Consider the following 17,456-nt stretch of genomic DNA (forward strand, 5'->3'; position numbering starts at 1 on the left):
ATTGCTCCTTATTTAAGTATTTCAGCTACACGTAATTTCGCGCTTCGTGCTCTGTTATTGTCATCTAAATCTTCTTCTGTAGCGGTAATCGGTTTACGATTAACACGCTTTAACTTAGGTGTATATGCTTCTGGTATAACTGGTAATCCTCTTGGTACCTCTGGACCTTTTTCATATTCTTGGAACACCTGTTTACATAAACGATCTTCTAAAGAATGGAAAGTGATTACCGAAATCCTGCCATCTACTTTCACTAATTCAATCGCTTGTTCTATTGAATCTTCAAAAGCTGACAATTCATCGTTTACTGCAATTCGTAGTGCTTGAAATACTCGTTTTGCAGGATGTCCGCCTTTTCTTCTTGCTTTTGCAGGAATACCTTCTTTTATAATGTCAACTAATTCTAATGTTGTTGTTATTGGTTGTTGTTCGCGATGTGCTTCGATTCTTCGAGCTATCTGTTTTGAAAATTTCTCCTCGCCATAGCGATAAAAAATCTTCACTAACGCTTCATATGACCAATTGTTAACAATTTCATATGCTGTTAGTTCTTGTGTTTGGTCCATACGCATGTCTAATGTTGCGTCATGGTGATAACTGAATCCTCGTTCTGGAATGTCGAGTTGTGGGCTTGAAACACCCAAGTCGTAATAAATTCCATCTACTTTTTCAATGTTTAAGTCTTTTAATATTTGAGTTAATTCACGGAAGTTGCTATGAACAAAAGTCACCTTATGCAAATGATCCTTTAATACCTCTTTAGCATTATCAATTGCAGTTTGGTCTTGATCGATTGCTATTAATCTTCCGTCGTCATTTAATTGATTTAGTAAATAAAGGGCATGTCCCGCTCCACCTAGCGTACAGTCAATGTACACACCATTTTCTTTTACATTTAAATAATCAATGGTTTCGTTTAACATAACGCTGATATGATGAAACACTTCAATTCCTCCATTTTAAAAATCAAAATCTATTAAATCTTCAGCAATATCTTCGAAACTTTCTTCAGATTCTTCATAGAAATCATTCCAAGTTTCTCTATCCCAAATCTCAATACGATTTGAAACACCGATTACTGTACATTCTTTAGTTAAATTAGCGTATTTCCTCAAGTTTTGAGGGATGTTAATACGCCCTTGCTTATCAAGTTCTACTTCAACAGCACCAGAGAAGAACATACGCATAAACTTACGTGCGTCTTTTTTTGTCATAGGTAAGGTTTTCATTTTCTCTTCAATCTGTTGCCATTCGTCTAGAGTGTAACCGAATAAACATTTATCAAGGCCTCTTGTGATAATAAAACGCTCATTTAAGTCATAACGAAACTTGGACGGTATAATCATACGTCCTTTTGTATCTAATTGATGATCGTATTCTCCCATGAACATTTTTTATCACCTCACCTTATATATAATTTACCACATCTCCCCACTATCCACCACTATTTATACAAAATTTGTGAAATTTATTTTAAAAAACAAAAAAATGCCCGATTTATCATTAAGATAAATCGGGCTAAACCCTTGGTATATTAAGGTTTTATAATAATATGATCAAAAGTGTAAGAAAGTGGTGGATAGGTGGAGGGCTTGAACACATCTGTCCCAAAATCATTCAAAATTTGAAGTGGATTCCATATTCTTTCTTGTAATCCTCCCATTGGATGGAGTGTTTCTTGAATTTCTCTAAATTGCTTCATACTGATGTCGTTTTCTCTTTCAATGTTTAAAAGATAACGTTTTAACAAATAATCATACTGTTGTATATGAATTTCATTATTTTTATTCACAAGGTTAATATTATTTTGATTCCCCGCCACTTCATCTAATAAGTCTTTGTTTAGACGACGCTGTTGTTCAATCATACCTTCTACCTTTTCAATAAATTGATGTGATGCTTGTTCTCTAATAAACTTACTTCTTTCTCCTTCAACACCATCGACTAACACTTTTTCTAATGGAATATTGTATTTCGAAAGTAATTTTTCTATACGGTCATTTAAATAAGTAATTCTAAGCCTTGGCATCACGATAGGCATTTCAACATCAAATAGTTCAAATACATCTTTTAGTTCAGCCCAGTACTTAATTTCACTCGGTCCTCCAACAAATGCCACCGTGTTAAATAACCATTCTTCCATTAATGGTCTTGTCACTACATTATTAGAAAATAATTCAGGTTGATTTTCCGCAATATTTATAATTTCTTCCTTTATATATGTCTTATCTGTTTTATTTAATTTAAAATGCTTACCATCATACGAAACTAATTGACGCATATTTTCATCATGTAAGAATAAATGAACATTTGTATCTGTTTGTATCATCGCATTCAAGCCTTGATTTTGAGTACGTTGTTGTGTTGCTCTAAAAGCATCATCAAGCAACTGATGTTTTTTCAAAATCTTTTTAAACATAGGCGCTTCCATTTTTCTTAACGGCTCAAACTGCGCATCTATAAATAGAACGCCATATGCTTTAAATGTTTCATGCAGTAGTGCTTTAAACATATCAGTCCACGAGTCATATTGGTCAATAATTCTGTCACAAATCTCCAGTAGACCTTGTGTATGAACAGTTTCTTTCATATGAATGAACATCGTTTTTAAAGTTTGTTTCAACTCAGCCTTATCAGGATAATATCTAGAGACAGTCGTCTCTGGCATCTCCATTGTATGATATTTAACCTTATGCAGCGACCCATGATTTTCGTTATAAACAAATGTATGATTCACTTCATCGAAATCATGATCTTCTCCTGCAATCCAAAAAACTGGTACTACTTGTTGCTTATGTGTATCCGTTAATTCCTTAGATAAAGTAATGATTGAAAATATTTTATGGAATGTATACAATGGTCCCCCGAAAAGCCCTGCTTGTTGTCCACCAATCACAACTTTTGAACCATTAGCTAAATGTTGTATGTTTAATTCTTGTTCACTTGAAAGCTTTAAATCACTCATATATTCACGAATAACATTCGCTAATGCCGCTTCTCTTCCATTATTTTCTTTAGACATCCTTTTTTCAAAACTAGTTTGTTGAGCTGCATCATATTGAAATAATCCTGTTATTACAGGGTCACTGCTCTTTATTTTTGGTATAAACTGATCTTTTTCATTTAAACTAACTACTTTACAGTCCATGTTTTTTCTCCTTAAGTACGCGATTACAAACTATAGTATAAAGTCTATACCGGTGATTGACAATTTTACGGCTTGAAAATCAATTTAATCATGGAAAATTTATAATATTCATTGTTTTACATTTTCAAATCAATGAAAAACACAAGTGGTTTAATGTATAATAATAGTAGTAAACAAATAAGGGGTAGATAAATATGAGTGAAATCAAACGTCTTGAAATTAATTACAAAACTGACGAATTATTCGAAAACTTTAGAGCGTTTGGCAACAAAGACTTATACATGGTCAATGAGTTAAACGGTCAAATGATTGATGCAAGTTCAGATTCACCATTTTATGGCATATTTGTCGGAGATCAATTAGGAGCTAGAATGGCATTACTAAAAAAAGGTGATGTCGAAGAAATCTACTTCCCAGATTTTGAAGATTATATATTATTATGGAAGTTAGAAGTATTACCAAAATATCAAAACAGAGGGTACGCTTCAGAATTGATTGATTTTGCAAAGAGTTTCAATATGCCAATTAAAGCCATTGGCAGAAATGATTCTAAGGATTTCTTTTTACATCATGGATTTACAGATGTGGAAGCTAAAAATATAGAGGGACATGATGTCTTATTGTGGAAACCATAAGATAATAATATTCGACACTACGAGCATGAAAATGCATCTTTTCGTAGTGTCTTTTTTACAATTACTTTCTTAAGCTAATATAAGTAAATCATTTTCAAATTATTTGTCTTAACGTACAATATCATTTAGTTGTTTCCATGAATTAATTTCATAATCAGGTATAATTCCTGGATTATGATCAAATCCTCTAAAATTAAACCAGCAAGTAGCTATACCCGCATTGATTCCACCTAGAATGTCAGATGTTAAAGAATCTCCAACTATAATCGAGTGCTGTCTTTCATCCTCACCAATATCATTAAAAACATAATTAAAAAATTCCGGATTAGGTTTTTGATATCCTGTTTCTTCAGATATAAATATCTTTTTAATATATTTATGCAACGGCGTCTGATTTAACCTTCTCTTTTGCGTTTCGGTTACACCATTAGTAACAATATATAAATCATGTCTTTTCGATAATTCGACAATTGTTTCTAATGTTTGATCAAAGTATTTAACTTTAGCTTCTGCTAATCCATTTCTAAATAACACATCTGCACGATGCCCATCAACTTCCATTTGATGATGTTTGAAGTAATTCACAAATCGTTCTGATAATACTTCAGACTTCGTTAATTTATTTTGTTGAAAAGCTTCCCAATGTTGGTGATTGATTTTTTTAAATGTTAAAAAATCATCCTTTGTTGCTTTATGATTAAAAACATTCGCCATATAGTGAAACGCCCATTCTTCTGCATCATAAAAATCAACAATTGTATCATCAAAGTCTATCAAAATATTTTTATATCCCAATTTCCCCATCTCCTATATTGTCTATGTATCTAAATCTTAACAGAGGCTCAAATTTCTGCAAATAAAATAAACTGAGTGCATAACATTAAAGTATGCTCACCCAGTTTATTTTAAAGAATATTAGTTATTATATTAGAATCCAAATAATTTACCTAGTAAACCCACACCGTTAGCAACGATGTCTACGATACTTGTGCCTAATTTCACACTATCATGTTGTTGTGCAGCTTGCACAGTATTTGCGATTGCTTCTGCTAGTCCAGTCATTTAAATCTCTCCCTCACCTTTGAAATAATACTGATTACTTACATAACATATTGAAATTAGAATCCGAATAATTTACCTAATAAACCTACGCCATTTTCAACGATGCTCACAATGCTTGTGCCTAATTTTGCGCCATCATTATTAATTGCTGCAGTTACGGTATCTTTAATTGCGTTAAATAAACCTTCCATTGAAAACACTCCTTAAAATTTAAATTTGAAGATAACAAAAACGTGCGTAGCTTTTAAATCACCGAAATGTTATTCGCTTAACGTTTTGTTGTTGTTATTTTAAAATAAATTTGATGCAATTAGTTTGTTTATCCGCACAACATCTTATAATGTACTTAACTGTATTTTAAAGAGAAAAGAAATACAGTTAGGCATTCAAAACTGTATTTAACACAATTAAGTTGCCTGAATTCGTATTTAAGTCTTATTGAACCTTTTTAGATAAATAGCTCTATAATAGTGAAAAATATAAACATTTTTTATTTACAAGGTATTGCTAATTTAAGTTCATTTAGATATAATAATTCTTGTGTTGTTAAACGTGTCCTGGTAGCTCAGCTGGATAGAGCAATGGCCTTCTAAGCCATCGGTCGGGGGTTCGAATCCCTCCCAGGACGTTTATAGGTATTTTTATACGCATTACCAAACAAAAGAGTTCCGTGATTACGGGGCTCTTTTTGTTTTGAATTTCAGTAATATAGTATGATGCGTCACCAAAACGTCCCCCGCATAAGCCCCGAAAATACAGTAATTAAAACAAGCATGCTTATTCGTTATAGAATTTTTTGACACACAATTGACACGCGTCTGACACTTGTTTATACATTTTTAATTAAGTAATTTTGTGCTCAAATTTCATCTATACTGCACCTGAACTACACCAACACTACACCAAGATTTTTAACACTCACCATTTGCATGCGTAGAGATTTTTATTATTATATTATTCCTATAGATTTTGATACTATTCAAAATTTTAGGGACTTTTCAGGGGCCCGAAATCCTATAATTATAATTATATACATCTAAAAAAAATAACCACGTCCATCGAGACGTGGTTTTTTAATTATTTAACTCACTAATTATTCTTCTTAATTTTCATTGCTAAATATACTATTGGCAAATTTATAAAGTAGTTCAGCGTTTTTCAATGACATATTGTCTAATGATCTTTCATTTTTTCTCATTCTGTGTATTGTGCTTTGTGGAACTCCTGTTTGTTTCGATATATGTAAACTGCTCAAATCACTGTCTAATAGTTTTTGAATTTGATTTCTCATTTTGTACACCCCCTTGTAAATCTTCAATCATCATTTAAATTAAATAATTACTTTTCCACATATTCCAATATTTAGGTTGCAAAGCATACCTCAAATATCATTAATTTTGAGATTTAAATGTCAATTATGTGTCTATCAATCCAATATACATACTCTAATAACGTAATAGTACACACTCTTCTTATTAATTGGCCATAGCTATCATGATATAATTAGTGAAGAAAATCACATAAGAAAGGTTGTAAATCATGAGACTTCAAAAAGCACCTCTAGTAACGTCAGGACTAGTCTTAGGATTATTAGGCCTGGGTAATCTATTAAAAGACTTATCTCTTACTTTAAACGCTGTTTGCGGAATCTTTGCTTTCTTGATTTGGATTCACCTTTTATGTACTATGATCAAATATTTTAATAATGTGAAAGAACAATTAAACAGTCCTCTAGTTTCATCAGTGTTCACAACATTTTTCATGTCTGGCTTTTTAGGTACTACTTATTTAAATACATTTTTTAGTAACATAACTTTTATCAATAGCTTAATAACGCCTATTTGGATTTTATGCCTTGTGGGAATTATGACGCATATGATTATTTTTTCAATAAAATATTTAAAAGATTTTTCACTTGAAAATGTTTATCCTTCGTGGACTGTACTTTTTATTGGTATTGCTATCGCAGGATTGACGGCACCCGTTAGCGGATATTTTTTCATAGGTCAATTAACAGTAATATATGGCTTTGTAGCTACTTCTATTGTCTTACCTATAGTTTTCAAGCGATTAAAAGCATTTCCATTGCAGACGTCAATCAAACCGAACACATCGACAATTTGTGCACCATTTTCTTTAGTCGCTGCAGCATATGTTATAGCCTTTCCTAAGGCGAATGCTTTTATCGTAATTATATTTTTAATATTAGCTCAAATATTTTATTTTTATATCATTATACAATTGCCTAAATTACTAAAAGAACCTTTTTCGCCCGTATTTTCAGCTTTCACATTCCCTTTAGTAATCTCAGCAACTGCTTTAAAGAACAGTTTGCCTGTACTTATGTTTCCAGACATTTGGAAAGGTCTTTTGTTTATCGAAGTGTTATTAGCCACTGTAATAGTACTTAGAGTCTTTATAGGATACCTTCACTTCTTTTTAAAAAAGGAAAAACAAGATAAATTTCTTCGTAATGCGTCTCAGTAACACTATTACCAAGAATTAACACGCATATTTAATAACTAAAAAAGAGGCAGGTAATCTTGCCTCTTTTTAGTGTATATCAATGCCTCTTTGATTTAATATGATCTTATCAATGATACCTTCTGACTAAAGCTGTAGTAACTATACTAGAACGTCTAGTTCATAAACACGTTTCACTCTAACCTTTATTTAAATAATATATAAGCAGCAAACGCCAAGGCTAATATACCAATAAAATAATTAATAAAGATTTTTATTTTAGTCTTTGTAATAGTTGACAAATTTTATCACCTCTAAATATCGATAAATTAAACGCCGTTATTTTTCCTTTGCCTATCTTTTATCATTTCAGAAGGTACTCCGAAAATAAACATCAGAATAAATAATATAATTGGCAAATGTGGTATGTTTTCTAGCAAATACCATCTTAAATTCCAATCAAACACCATATTTGCATACGCCACAAAATATTTACTAAATAATAATACTACGCATATTCCAGTTAGTGTATCTAAAACCTTTGTCAAATGTGTCATTTATAGCCATCCTTTATATATGCTATTTTCACAACCATATGTATCATGTGTTACAAAAACTGTTTACAGCAAATACATTTTTACCACGATAAATATAATATACCATAGATCTAACATTACATTAAAAACAAATTTTAAAAATATCATTATTAAATAAAGTATTGTATCAATTACTTACTAGTGTTATGATTACCGTCATTATTTTCTTAATCAAAAATAATAATGCACCTCGCTTAGTTTAGTATTTCTACAAACCTACGAGATGCATAAAACCCATTTAGTATTTTTATAATATAGCATTTCAAATTATGAATAAATTAGTACTTGCGTAATTAGTAGTCCGCCACCGAAAATCAATACAAAAGCAACTACCGGCCATACAAATCGGAACCAATGTGAATATCGCATGTTTAACATTTGTAGTGTGGCCATAACAAGTCCAGTCGGCGCTAAGAATAACATCGCATATTGACCAAATTGATATGTCGTAACGATGACGAATCTTGGTATACCTACTGTATCAGCTAGTGGTGCAAAGATAGGCATTGATAATACCGCTAATCCAGAAGATGATGGCACGATAAAACCTAAACAGAAGAAAATAAATAGTAATACGATGATAAATAATGGTCCACTCATATGTTGAACTAAAGATGATGAAAAGTGTAAGATTGTATCTGAAATCATACCTTCATTCAACACTAAATTAATACCTCGAGCTAAACCAATAATTAAAGATACACCTACTAAACTTGATGCGCCATTGACAAATGCATCTACAGTTCCTTTTTCTCCCAATCCAGATTTACCTGTCCCAGCAATAAACATTATTATAATTGTAAATATTAAAAATGCTGAAGCCATAACTGGGAACCACCAACCTTGCGTCATAACTCCCCATACCATAATTGGAAATGGTAGTACAAATAATGTAAGGATTATCTTCTTACGCAAAGTAAAATGGGCACTATCGTCATCTTTTAATACAGACCATTGCTGTTCAAAAGCATCTTTGTCTTCATAAGAATATGACGCTTTAGGATCGTTTTTAATTTTTTTACAGTACCAATATAAATAACTAATAACAAAAATCGCACCGACAATACAAGCACCTATTCTCCAATACAAGCCATCCGTAAAAGTTGTACCAGCGGCATTAGAGGCAATTACAACCGAGAACGGGTTAATAGTTGAAAATGTACTACCGACAGAGCTGGCAAGGAATATGGCACCAACTGAAACGATAGAATCGTATCCTAACGCTATAAATATAGGGACTAAAATCGGATAGAATGCTACAGCTTCTTCTTCAATACCACATAACGTCCCGCCGATAATCATTAGTATTGATACAAACACAATTAGCATAAATTCATGCCCTTTTGTTTTCTTCGTTAAAGCTAACAATCCCGATTCAAAAGAACCACTGGCTTGAACTACGCCAATAAGTCCCCCTAGTACAAGAATGAATACCATGATATCGACCGCTTCTATCGTACCTTCAACCATGCTACTTGTTATTTGTTCTGGTCCAGCTGGATGTTGCTTTAATCTTTCATAAGTATTCGGAATTGATACCGGCTTATTAATTGCACCTGATTTAAATTGTTCAATCTTAATTTTAACTCCCATTTTGTCTAGTTCCTGTTGCGTACCCGGAACCTTTTTCACTTGGTTATGAGGGTTAACTATCTTTAGTTCTTGGGATGAAGGTTCGTAAGAAAGTTTAGAATATGCACCAGCAGGAATAACCCATGTTGCTATAACTGCAACAACCGTTAAAATGAATAAAATCATAAATGCACCTGGCATTTTTAATTTAAATCGTTTTTTCTTTTCACTTTCATTAATTGTATTTTCCACGGTTTCATCTCCTTCGACATTTAACCTAGCATTTCTACCTTAAAGATTTTATAAATATAAATTAAGAAAGTGCACCCCGCATCAAAATAGAGGCATTATTTTCAGGGGGTGCACATAAATAATAAAAATCATGCATTTGACATATAGTAATTGAAAAGCGTTTCAATTCAATTACTTTTTAATCACAGTACCTACTTTACCCTCTAAGGCAGCATCTAATTCATTTAATGATGTTATAAGCACGCTTCCTTTTGGATTGTTTTCAATAAATGATATGGCTGCTTCAATTTTTGGTAACATACTTCCTTTTGCAAATTGATTTTCGTCTATATATCGTTTTAATTCATCAACATTTGTTGTTTTCAAAGGCTGTTGGTTTTCAGTGTTAAAATTAATATATACATAATCAATTGCTGTTAAAATAATCAATTGATCGCATTGAATATTAGCACCCAACAATGCACTTGTTTTATCTTTGTCTATAACTGCATCAATACCTTTAAAACCATCATGTTGCTCTCTAATTACTGGTATACCTCCACCGCCAGCAGCAATAACGAGTGTATCATTTTTAATAAGTGTTTTAATACTCTCTAATTCAATAATAGAGATGGGTTGTGGTGAAGGAACAACGCGCCTATATCCTCTTCCAGCATCTTCAACAAATATAAATCCTTTTTCTTTTTGAATTTGTTCAGCTTCTTCTTTGTTGTAAAATAACCCAATTGGTTTTGAAGGATTGTTAAATGCCGGATCATTTTCATCAACTTCAACTTGTGTCACTAGTGTTACCACTTGTTTATCCATTCCAATAGAATGCAATTCATTTTGTAAGCTTTCTTGTAATTGATAGCCGATGTAAGCTTGACTCATTGCGCCACATTCAGCAAATGGAAATGCCGGACCTTGGTTATGTTCTGCAGCATAGTTAAGTCCCAAATTAATGCTTCCAACCTGTGGTCCATTACCATGACTAATAACAATCTCATGTCCTTTTGTTATTAATCCTACTAATGATTTCGCAGTATTTTTAACAAGCTCGAGTTGTTCTTGAGGTGATTTTCCTAAAGCATTACCACCTAATGCTACTACTATTTTCGCCATCATATTCACTTCCTTATATCATTTAAAATTCACCCAATGTAGCAACCATCACTGCTTTGATTGTATGCATTCTGTTCTCAGCTTCTTGGAATACAACTGAAGCTTTACTTTCGAATACTTCATCTGTAACTTCCATTTCTCGAATTCCATATTTTTCAAAAATTTGTTGACCAATTTTCGTATCAGCATTATGGAAAGATGGTAAGCAATGCTCAAAAATAACATTTGGATTACCAGTTTTATCCATCATTTCTTTATTTACTTGATATGGTTTCAATAATTCAAGTCGTTCTTTCCATACTTCATCAGGTTCACCCATTGATACCCAAACGTCAGTGTAAATTACATCCGAACCTTTTACACCTTGGTCAATATTATCTGTGATTAATATGTTGCCACCATTTTCAGCGGCAATATTTTTACAGCGATTTAATAATTCATCTGTTGGATTTAATTCTTTTGGACAAACTAAATGGAAGTTCATACCCATAATGGCAGCACCTTGCATTAATGCATTTGCAACGTTATTACGACCATCTCCAACATATGTAAAGTTAATATCTGCATAATCTTTTTTTAAGACTTCTTTTGCTGTTAAGAAATCAGCAAGAACTTGAGTAGGATGATCTTCATCAGTTAAACCATTCCACACTGGTACGCCTGAATACTCAGCTAAAGTTTCTACTGTTCTTTGTGAAAAACCACGGTATTCAATGCCATCATACATTCCACCAAGCACACGTGCAGTATCTTTAGTTGTTTCTTTTTTACCCATTTGTGATCCAGTTGGGCCTAAATAAGTTACATTTGCACCTTGATCATGCGCTGCAACTTCAAATGCACATCGCGTTCTTGTAGAATCTTTTTCAAATAACAGTGCAATATTTTTATTTTTTAACATAGGCTTTTCAGTGCCAATATATTTAGCACGTTTTAAATCTTCGGAGAGTGTTAATAAGAATTCTACCTCTTGTCGTGAAAAGTCTAATAAAGTTAAAAAACTTCTGTTTCGTAAATTTTTCATTAATAACAACTCCTTTTATTTTAGTTACACCTAAATTGTAAGCGCATACAAAATAAACACAACCTACTATTAAAATTTGTAATATTTTATCAATAATTAAATGAACATTTTATTAATATTAAATTTAAGTAGTAGGAAATAATTAAAATAAGTACTACATTTAAAGTATAACTATTTTTCAAGTAGTTAGAAAATTCAATTATCAAACAATTTAATGCAATTGATTAGAGAATAATTGTAACGTGTCGTTTTTAATATATAACTCCCGCCTACTTTATTAAGTACTGTTTCTGTCCAAAACTTAAAAATGATAAGTTTTGCTTAAATAACACTACTAACTGTTTAAGTTTATTTAACATAGTTTTAGCTTTTATTTAATTCCGAATCGGTGTAATAGCTTATATACTTTGGGTAATTCACGCAAAGGAGATTTTCATATGAAAAAGAACATCATGAATAAATTAGTTTTATCAACAGCATTGTTACTTTTAGGAACTACATCAACACAACTTCCTAAAACACCAATCAGTTTTTCATCTGAAGCAAAAGCCTATAATATCAGTGAAAACGAGACTAATATCAATGAGTTAATAAAGTATTATACACAGCCTCATTTATCACTATCAAATAAATGGTTATGGCAAAAGCCCAATGGTAGCATTCATGCAACATTGCAAACGTGGGTTTGGTATAGTCATATTCAAGTGTTTGGATCCGAGAGTTGGGGAAACATTAATCAGTTAAGAAATAAATACGTTGATATATTTGGAACTAAAGATGAGGACACAGTTGAAGGTTACTGGACTTATGATGAAACATTTACTGGTGGTGTTACGCCAGCAGCTACTTCATCTGATAAGCCTTATAGACTATTTTTAAAATATAGTGATAAACAACAAACTATCATCGGTGGACATGAATTTTACAAAGGAAATAAACCAGTATTAACTTTAAAAGAATTAGATTTCCGTATTCGTCAAACATTAATAAAAAATAAAAAGTTATATAACGGAGAATTTAATAAAGGTCAAATTAAGATAACTGCTGATGGAAATAATTACACGATTGATTTAAGTAAAAAGTTAAAATTAACTGACACAAACCGTTATGTTAAAAATCCTAAAAATGCACAAATTGAAGTCATACTCGAAAAATCTAACTAACCTATTACCTTTTGTAAATGCGGATAATTTCAATTATCTAATTAACCCCTTTTTATAATTAAACATTCCAACAATACTCAAAGGAGAAATTCGAATGAACAATAACATCACGAAAAAAATTATTTTATCAACAACATTGTTACTATTAGGTACAGCATCTACACAATTTCCTAATACACCTATCAATTCTTCATCTGAAGCGAAAGCTTATTATATAAATCAAAACGAAACTAACGTTAATGAGTTAACTAAATATTACTCGCAAAAATATTTAACCTTCTCTAACAGTACGTTATGGCAAAAAGATAACGGTACGATTCATGCAACGTTGTTACAGTTTTCTTGGTATAGTCATATTCAAGTTTATGGACCTGAAAGTTGGGGCAATATCAACCAATTAAGAAATAAAAGCGTTGATATTTTTGGCATAAAAGACCAAGAAACCATTGATTCTTTTGCATTATCTCAAGAAACGTTTACTGGTGGTGTTACTCCTGCAGCAACATCTAACGATAAACACTATAAACTGAATGTGACATATAAAGATAAAGCAGAAACGTTTACTGGCGGATTTCCAGTTTATGAAGGCAATAAGCCTGTTTTAACTTTAAAAGAATTAGATTTTCGTATTCGTCAAACATTAATTAAAAGTAAAAAATTATATAATAATTCTTATAATAAAGGACAAATTAAAATAACAGGTGCAGACAATAACTACACGATAGATTTAAGTAAAAGGTTGCCATCAACTGATGCAAATAGATATGTTAAAAAACCTCAAAATGCAAAAATTGAAGTTATCCTCGAAAAATCAAACTAACAATAATAATGGAGTTAATAAAAATAATCGCAAATACTATATTGACTTCGCTCACATTTAAATTTCTTATTCCTCGTATCATGATTCCTCTGAAAGGAGATGTTCTAATGAGTAAGAACATCACGAAAAATATAATTTTAACGACAACATTATTACTATTAGGTACTGTATTACCTCAAAATCAAAAACCAGTATTTAGTTTTTACTCTGAAGCTAAAGCTTATAGCATTGGTCAAGATGAAACTAACATCAATGAATTAATTAAATATTACACACAGCCTCATTTTTCATTTTCAAATAAATGGCTATATCAATATGATAATGGAAACATTTATGTTGAACTTAAGAGATATTCATGGTCAGCACATATATCTTTATGGGGCGCTGAAAGTTGGGGAAATATTAATCAGTTAAAAGGTCGTTACGTAGATGTGTTTGGACTAAAAGACAAAGATACTGATCAGTTATGGTGGTCTTATAGAGAGACATTTACAGGTGGCGTTACACCAGCCGCAAAACCTTCTGATAAAACTTATAATCTTTTTGTGCAATACAAAGATAAACTACAAACGATTATTGGTGCGCATAAAATATACCAAGGCAATAAACCAGTATTAACATTGAAAGAAATCGATTTCCGTGCACGAGAAGCGTTAATAAAAAATAAAATATTATATAACGAAAATCGTAATAAAGGTAAGCTTAAGATCACCGGTGGCGGTAATAACTACACTATTGATTTAAGCAAAAGATTACATTCAGATCTAGCAAATGTTTATGTTAAAAATCCTAATAAAATAACTGTTGACGTCCTCTTTGATTAGTATATGAAGGTGACTTATACTTCATGCACTTTAATTCCAAATCAGATTATTTAAATGATAATTTTTAAAGTGTATGATGTATATAATAGGTAAAATTTTCTATATATTTAAATGGAATTGGGAGTAGGAATGTGACAGAAATAGTATTTTATAAAATTTATTTCGTTGTCACTCCCCAACTTGCATTGTCTGTAGAATTTCTTTTTGAAATTCTCTATGTTGGGGCCCCGCCAACTTGCACATTATTGTAAGCTGACTTTTCGTCAGCTTCTGTGTTGGGGCCCCGCCTATAATTGAAAAATGCTTGTTACATGGGCATTTTCATTCGGTCAACTACTACCAATATAATATTGTAGAGCCTAAGACATTGATTTATTATGTCTTAGGCTCTATTCCTTCATTTAATGATTCAATTATTATAGCAATACTTTATTGTCCCATGATTAGTGTTCTTTTAATGAGACATAGTAACTATAAAGTTTAATAATCGTTCTAAATCTAGCATCTTCTAGTTTGGTTTTCCCATTTCTTAAATCTTGTACTGTTTGATATGGAACTCCTGAATTTTTCGAAATTTTATAGCCTGATTCAGACTCAAACAAAGATTGAAGAGAGTTTATAATATTATTCAACTCTGTCATTTTTAATCCCCTTTCTTGAATTAACAATATATAATGTTGTTATTAAAACAGTCAGTGTATGGATGATTTCATTTCCTAAAAATATATTCAGCCATATAATAATAAGAAATACGATATAAAATAGTTTCATTTTAATCCCCTATCATATTTTTATTAATCAAATTTCAATAAGATTCATAATTAAAAGCTAACCTATACTCAAAATTTTCTTATAATGCCTCTAACTAAAAATCTACATTTTATTTTACATATAATATTTTACACTATATTAAAAATACATACGATACTTTTTCGTTATCTATTAGATATTTCTATGTAATGGCAAAATTTATTCCCGACGAAATTCCAAACATAATTAATACCCTTTTTCTCTATTTCTATTTATTAATTTACAGTAGTTAATATATAGTTAATTTTTATTTAATAGTTAATTAATTGATTTAATTCTAAGATATTTGTATTTTTATATTGCAATCGATTACATTTTTAAATCAAACAAATCATTAGTTTTAAAGAAATTAATCAATAGAATTAGCTATGTCTTTTCCTTGTTTCATAAAGAATTTATTCAACTTTGACTAACCCTCGAAATTGAAATGCTTCCTTTCAAATTTTAAATAAAAGTTAAAAACATATTCTTAAAATAATCACTCATCATCACTCAGTAATTTATCAGTTGCTATATTAAATATACTAATATAAACGATTATAAATATTTGATATGTCTCAACTGCAATATTCTAAATTGACATATTGATTATTGTTTCCTCAAATCGTTTAAAAAAATAGAAGGATGATGAAAATGAAAACACGTATAGTCAGCTCAGTAACAACAACACTATTGCTAGGTTCCATATTAATGAATCCTGTCGCTAATGCCGCAGATTCTGATATTAATATTAAAACCGGTACTACAGATATTGGAAGCAATACTACAGTAAAAACAGGTGATTTAGTCACTTATGATAAAGAAAATGGCATGCACAAAAAAGTATTTTATAGTTTTATCGATGATAAAAATCACAATAAAAAACTGCTAGTTATTAGAACGAAAGGTACCATTGCTGGTCAATATAGAGTTTATAGCGAAGAAGGTGCTAACAAAAGTGGTTTAGCCTGGCCTTCAGCCTTTAAGGTACAGTTGCAACTACCTGATAATGAAGTAGCTCAAATATCTGATTACTATCCAAGAAATTCGATTGATACAAAAGAGTATATGAGTACTTTAACTTATGGATTCAACGGTAATGTTACTGGTGATGATACAGGAAAAATTGGCGGCCTTATTGGTGCAAATGTTTCGATTGGTCATACACTGAAATATGTTCAACCTGATTTCAAAACAATTTTAGAGAGCCCAACTGATAAAAAAGTAGGCTGGAAAGTGATATTTAACAATATGGTGAATCAAAATTGGGGACCATATGATAGAGATTCTTGGAACCCGGTATATGGCAATCAACTTTTCATGAAAACTAGAAATGGTTCTATGAAAGCAGCAGATAACTTCCTTGATCCTAACAAAGCAAGTTCTCTATTATCTTCAGGGTTTTCACCAGACTTCGCTACAGTTATTACTATGGATAGAAAAGCATCCAAACAACAAACAAATATAGATGTAATATACGAACGAGTTCGTGATGATTACCAATTGCATTGGACTTCAACAAATTGGAAAGGTACCAATACTAAAGATAAATGGACAGATCGTTCTTCAGAAAGATATAAAATCGATTGGGAAAAAGAAGAAATGACAAATTAATGTAAATTATTTGTACATGTACAAATAAATATAATTTATAACTTTAGCCGATAACTTCAGAAATGATGTTTTTCGGCTAATTTTTATACTTAATTTAGTTTAATTAACTTATGATATTTTTAATTTAAACTATGTACTTGATTTGCTTTCCTGACTTAAAAATTAGACTAAACATGACACTATATGAGGTGATTTTTAAAATAAGAAATTTGAATTCCATGTTGTCAAACCCTTTATATAAAAGTTTTGAAATTGTTCAAAACAGTCAAGTCCAGACTCCTGTGTAAAATGCTATACAATGTTTTTACCATTTCTACTTATCAAAATTGATGTATTTTCTTGAAGAATAAATCCATTCATCATGTAGGTCCATAAGAACGGCTCCAATTA

At 31.1% G+C, this 17,456-nt stretch carries 19 protein-coding genes and 1 tRNA gene; 7 read left to right on the forward strand and 13 right to left on the reverse strand.

Annotated elements, in window-relative coordinates:
* Positions 1 to 8: 8 nt before the first annotated feature.
* The 3 genes from rsmH to bshC form a co-directional block, all read right to left on the reverse strand.
* Positions 9 to 944, reverse strand: coding sequence for a 16S rRNA (cytosine(1402)-N(4))-methyltransferase RsmH (gene rsmH, locus IDG66_RS06215; RefSeq protein ID WP_000468384.1), 936 nt, complete (start codon positions 942 to 944; stop codon positions 9 to 11).
* A 15-nt stretch (positions 945 to 959) separates the two neighbouring features.
* The gene (gene mraZ, locus IDG66_RS06220) at positions 960 to 1,391 is read right to left on the reverse strand and encodes a division/cell wall cluster transcriptional repressor MraZ (protein WP_000480800.1); all 432 of its coding nucleotides are present in this window, start codon (positions 1,389 to 1,391) and stop codon (positions 960 to 962) included.
* Positions 1,392 to 1,534: 143 nt separating this feature from the next.
* Complete coding sequence (gene bshC / locus IDG66_RS06225; protein WP_000340475.1) at positions 1,535 to 3,148, reverse strand: bacillithiol biosynthesis cysteine-adding enzyme BshC; 1,614 nt, start codon at positions 3,146 to 3,148, stop codon at positions 1,535 to 1,537.
* Positions 3,149 to 3,342: 194 nt separating this feature from the next.
* Between bshC and IDG66_RS06230 the strand changes: the two genes are divergently transcribed.
* A complete protein-coding gene (locus tag IDG66_RS06230; RefSeq protein ID WP_001289711.1) occupies positions 3,343 to 3,783 on the forward strand; it encodes an N-acetyltransferase in 441 nt (146 codons plus the stop codon).
* A gap of 108 nt (positions 3,784 to 3,891) precedes the next feature.
* Here IDG66_RS06230 and IDG66_RS06235 read toward each other — a convergent pair whose 3' ends face one another.
* From IDG66_RS06235 to IDG66_RS06245, 3 genes are all read right to left on the reverse strand, one after another.
* Entirely contained in the window at positions 3,892 to 4,587 is a 696-nt protein-coding gene (locus IDG66_RS06235) for a YjjG family noncanonical pyrimidine nucleotidase (protein ID WP_001788648.1), read from the reverse strand.
* A gap of 123 nt (positions 4,588 to 4,710) precedes the next feature.
* Complete coding sequence (locus IDG66_RS06240; protein WP_000147103.1) at positions 4,711 to 4,845, reverse strand: beta-class phenol-soluble modulin; 135 nt, start codon at positions 4,843 to 4,845, stop codon at positions 4,711 to 4,713.
* A 56-nt stretch (positions 4,846 to 4,901) separates the two neighbouring features.
* On the reverse strand, positions 4,902 to 5,036 hold the full coding sequence (locus IDG66_RS06245; RefSeq protein ID WP_000398672.1) for a beta-class phenol-soluble modulin: 135 nt from the start codon (positions 5,034 to 5,036) through the stop codon (positions 4,902 to 4,904).
* Positions 5,037 to 5,399: 363 nt separating this feature from the next.
* Between IDG66_RS06245 and IDG66_RS06250 the strand changes: the two genes are divergently transcribed.
* Positions 5,400 to 5,473, forward strand: a tRNA-Arg gene (locus tag IDG66_RS06250).
* Positions 5,474 to 5,947: 474 nt separating this feature from the next.
* Here IDG66_RS06250 and IDG66_RS06255 read toward each other — a convergent pair.
* A complete protein-coding gene (locus IDG66_RS06255; RefSeq protein ID WP_001245802.1) occupies positions 5,948 to 6,136 on the reverse strand; it encodes a hypothetical protein in 189 nt (62 codons plus the stop codon).
* 248 nt (positions 6,137 to 6,384) lie between these two features.
* Here IDG66_RS06255 and IDG66_RS06260 point away from each other — a divergent pair, with 248 nt between their 5' ends.
* Positions 6,385 to 7,332, forward strand: coding sequence for a TDT family transporter (locus IDG66_RS06260; RefSeq protein ID WP_001239287.1), 948 nt, complete (start codon positions 6,385 to 6,387; stop codon positions 7,330 to 7,332).
* A gap of 305 nt (positions 7,333 to 7,637) precedes the next feature.
* Here the strand turns inward: IDG66_RS06260 and elxI1 are convergent, their stop codons facing one another.
* The 4 genes from elxI1 to argF all read right to left on the reverse strand — a co-directional run bounded on the left by elxI1 (position 7,638) and on the right by argF (position 11,856).
* Entirely contained in the window at positions 7,638 to 7,865 is a 228-nt protein-coding gene (elxI1, locus tag IDG66_RS06265) for an epilancin biosynthesis-related protein ElxI1 (RefSeq protein ID WP_000149423.1), read from the reverse strand.
* A gap of 306 nt (positions 7,866 to 8,171) precedes the next feature.
* Complete coding sequence (locus tag IDG66_RS06270; RefSeq protein ID WP_000432076.1) at positions 8,172 to 9,728, reverse strand: YfcC family protein; 1,557 nt, start codon at positions 9,726 to 9,728, stop codon at positions 8,172 to 8,174.
* 171 nt (positions 9,729 to 9,899) lie between these two features.
* Complete coding sequence (gene arcC, locus IDG66_RS06275) at positions 9,900 to 10,832, reverse strand: carbamate kinase (protein WP_001074342.1); 933 nt, start codon at positions 10,830 to 10,832, stop codon at positions 9,900 to 9,902.
* A gap of 22 nt (positions 10,833 to 10,854) precedes the next feature.
* Positions 10,855 to 11,856 (reverse strand): ornithine carbamoyltransferase, encoded by a 1,002-nt coding sequence (gene argF / locus IDG66_RS06280; protein ID WP_000793612.1) that lies wholly within the window; start codon positions 11,854 to 11,856, stop codon positions 10,855 to 10,857.
* 437 nt (positions 11,857 to 12,293) lie between these two features.
* On the opposite strand from argF, the gene IDG66_RS06285 reads away from it, so the two are divergent.
* The 3 genes from IDG66_RS06285 (at position 12,294) to IDG66_RS06295 (ending at position 14,663) form a co-directional block, all read left to right on the forward strand.
* Entirely contained in the window at positions 12,294 to 13,019 is a 726-nt protein-coding gene (locus tag IDG66_RS06285) for a superantigen-like protein SSL14 (RefSeq protein ID WP_000739541.1), read from the forward strand.
* 94 nt (positions 13,020 to 13,113) lie between these two features.
* A complete protein-coding gene (locus IDG66_RS06290) occupies positions 13,114 to 13,839 on the forward strand; it encodes a superantigen-like protein SSL13 (protein WP_001063559.1) in 726 nt (241 codons plus the stop codon).
* A 107-nt stretch (positions 13,840 to 13,946) separates the two neighbouring features.
* Positions 13,947 to 14,663 carry a superantigen-like protein SSL12 gene (locus tag IDG66_RS06295; RefSeq protein WP_000041898.1) on the forward strand — a complete coding sequence of 239 codons (717 nt, stop codon included), beginning with the start codon at positions 13,947 to 13,949 and terminating at the stop codon, positions 14,661 to 14,663.
* Between the two features lie 443 nt (positions 14,664 to 15,106).
* Here the strand turns inward: IDG66_RS06295 and IDG66_RS06300 are convergent, their stop codons facing one another.
* Together IDG66_RS06300 and IDG66_RS06305 are read right to left on the reverse strand one after the other, a co-directional pair.
* A complete protein-coding gene (locus tag IDG66_RS06300; RefSeq protein ID WP_001802045.1) occupies positions 15,107 to 15,331 on the reverse strand; it encodes a hypothetical protein in 225 nt (74 codons plus the stop codon).
* A complete protein-coding gene (locus IDG66_RS06305) occupies positions 15,288 to 15,434 on the reverse strand; it encodes a hypothetical protein (RefSeq protein ID WP_000765708.1) in 147 nt (48 codons plus the stop codon). The genes IDG66_RS06300 and IDG66_RS06305 overlap by 44 nt, the downstream gene beginning before the upstream one ends.
* A gap of 672 nt (positions 15,435 to 16,106) precedes the next feature.
* On the opposite strand from IDG66_RS06305, the gene hyl reads away from it, so the two are divergent.
* Positions 16,107 to 17,066 carry an alpha-hemolysin gene (gene hyl / locus IDG66_RS06310; RefSeq protein WP_000857485.1) on the forward strand — a complete coding sequence of 320 codons (960 nt, stop codon included), beginning with the start codon at positions 16,107 to 16,109 and terminating at the stop codon, positions 17,064 to 17,066.
* The last annotated feature ends 390 nt before the right edge of the window (positions 17,067 to 17,456 follow it).

Source organism: Staphylococcus sp. EG-SA-18 (genome assembly GCF_017151825.1).
Lineage (GTDB): Bacteria > Bacillota > Bacilli > Staphylococcales > Staphylococcaceae > Staphylococcus > Staphylococcus aureus.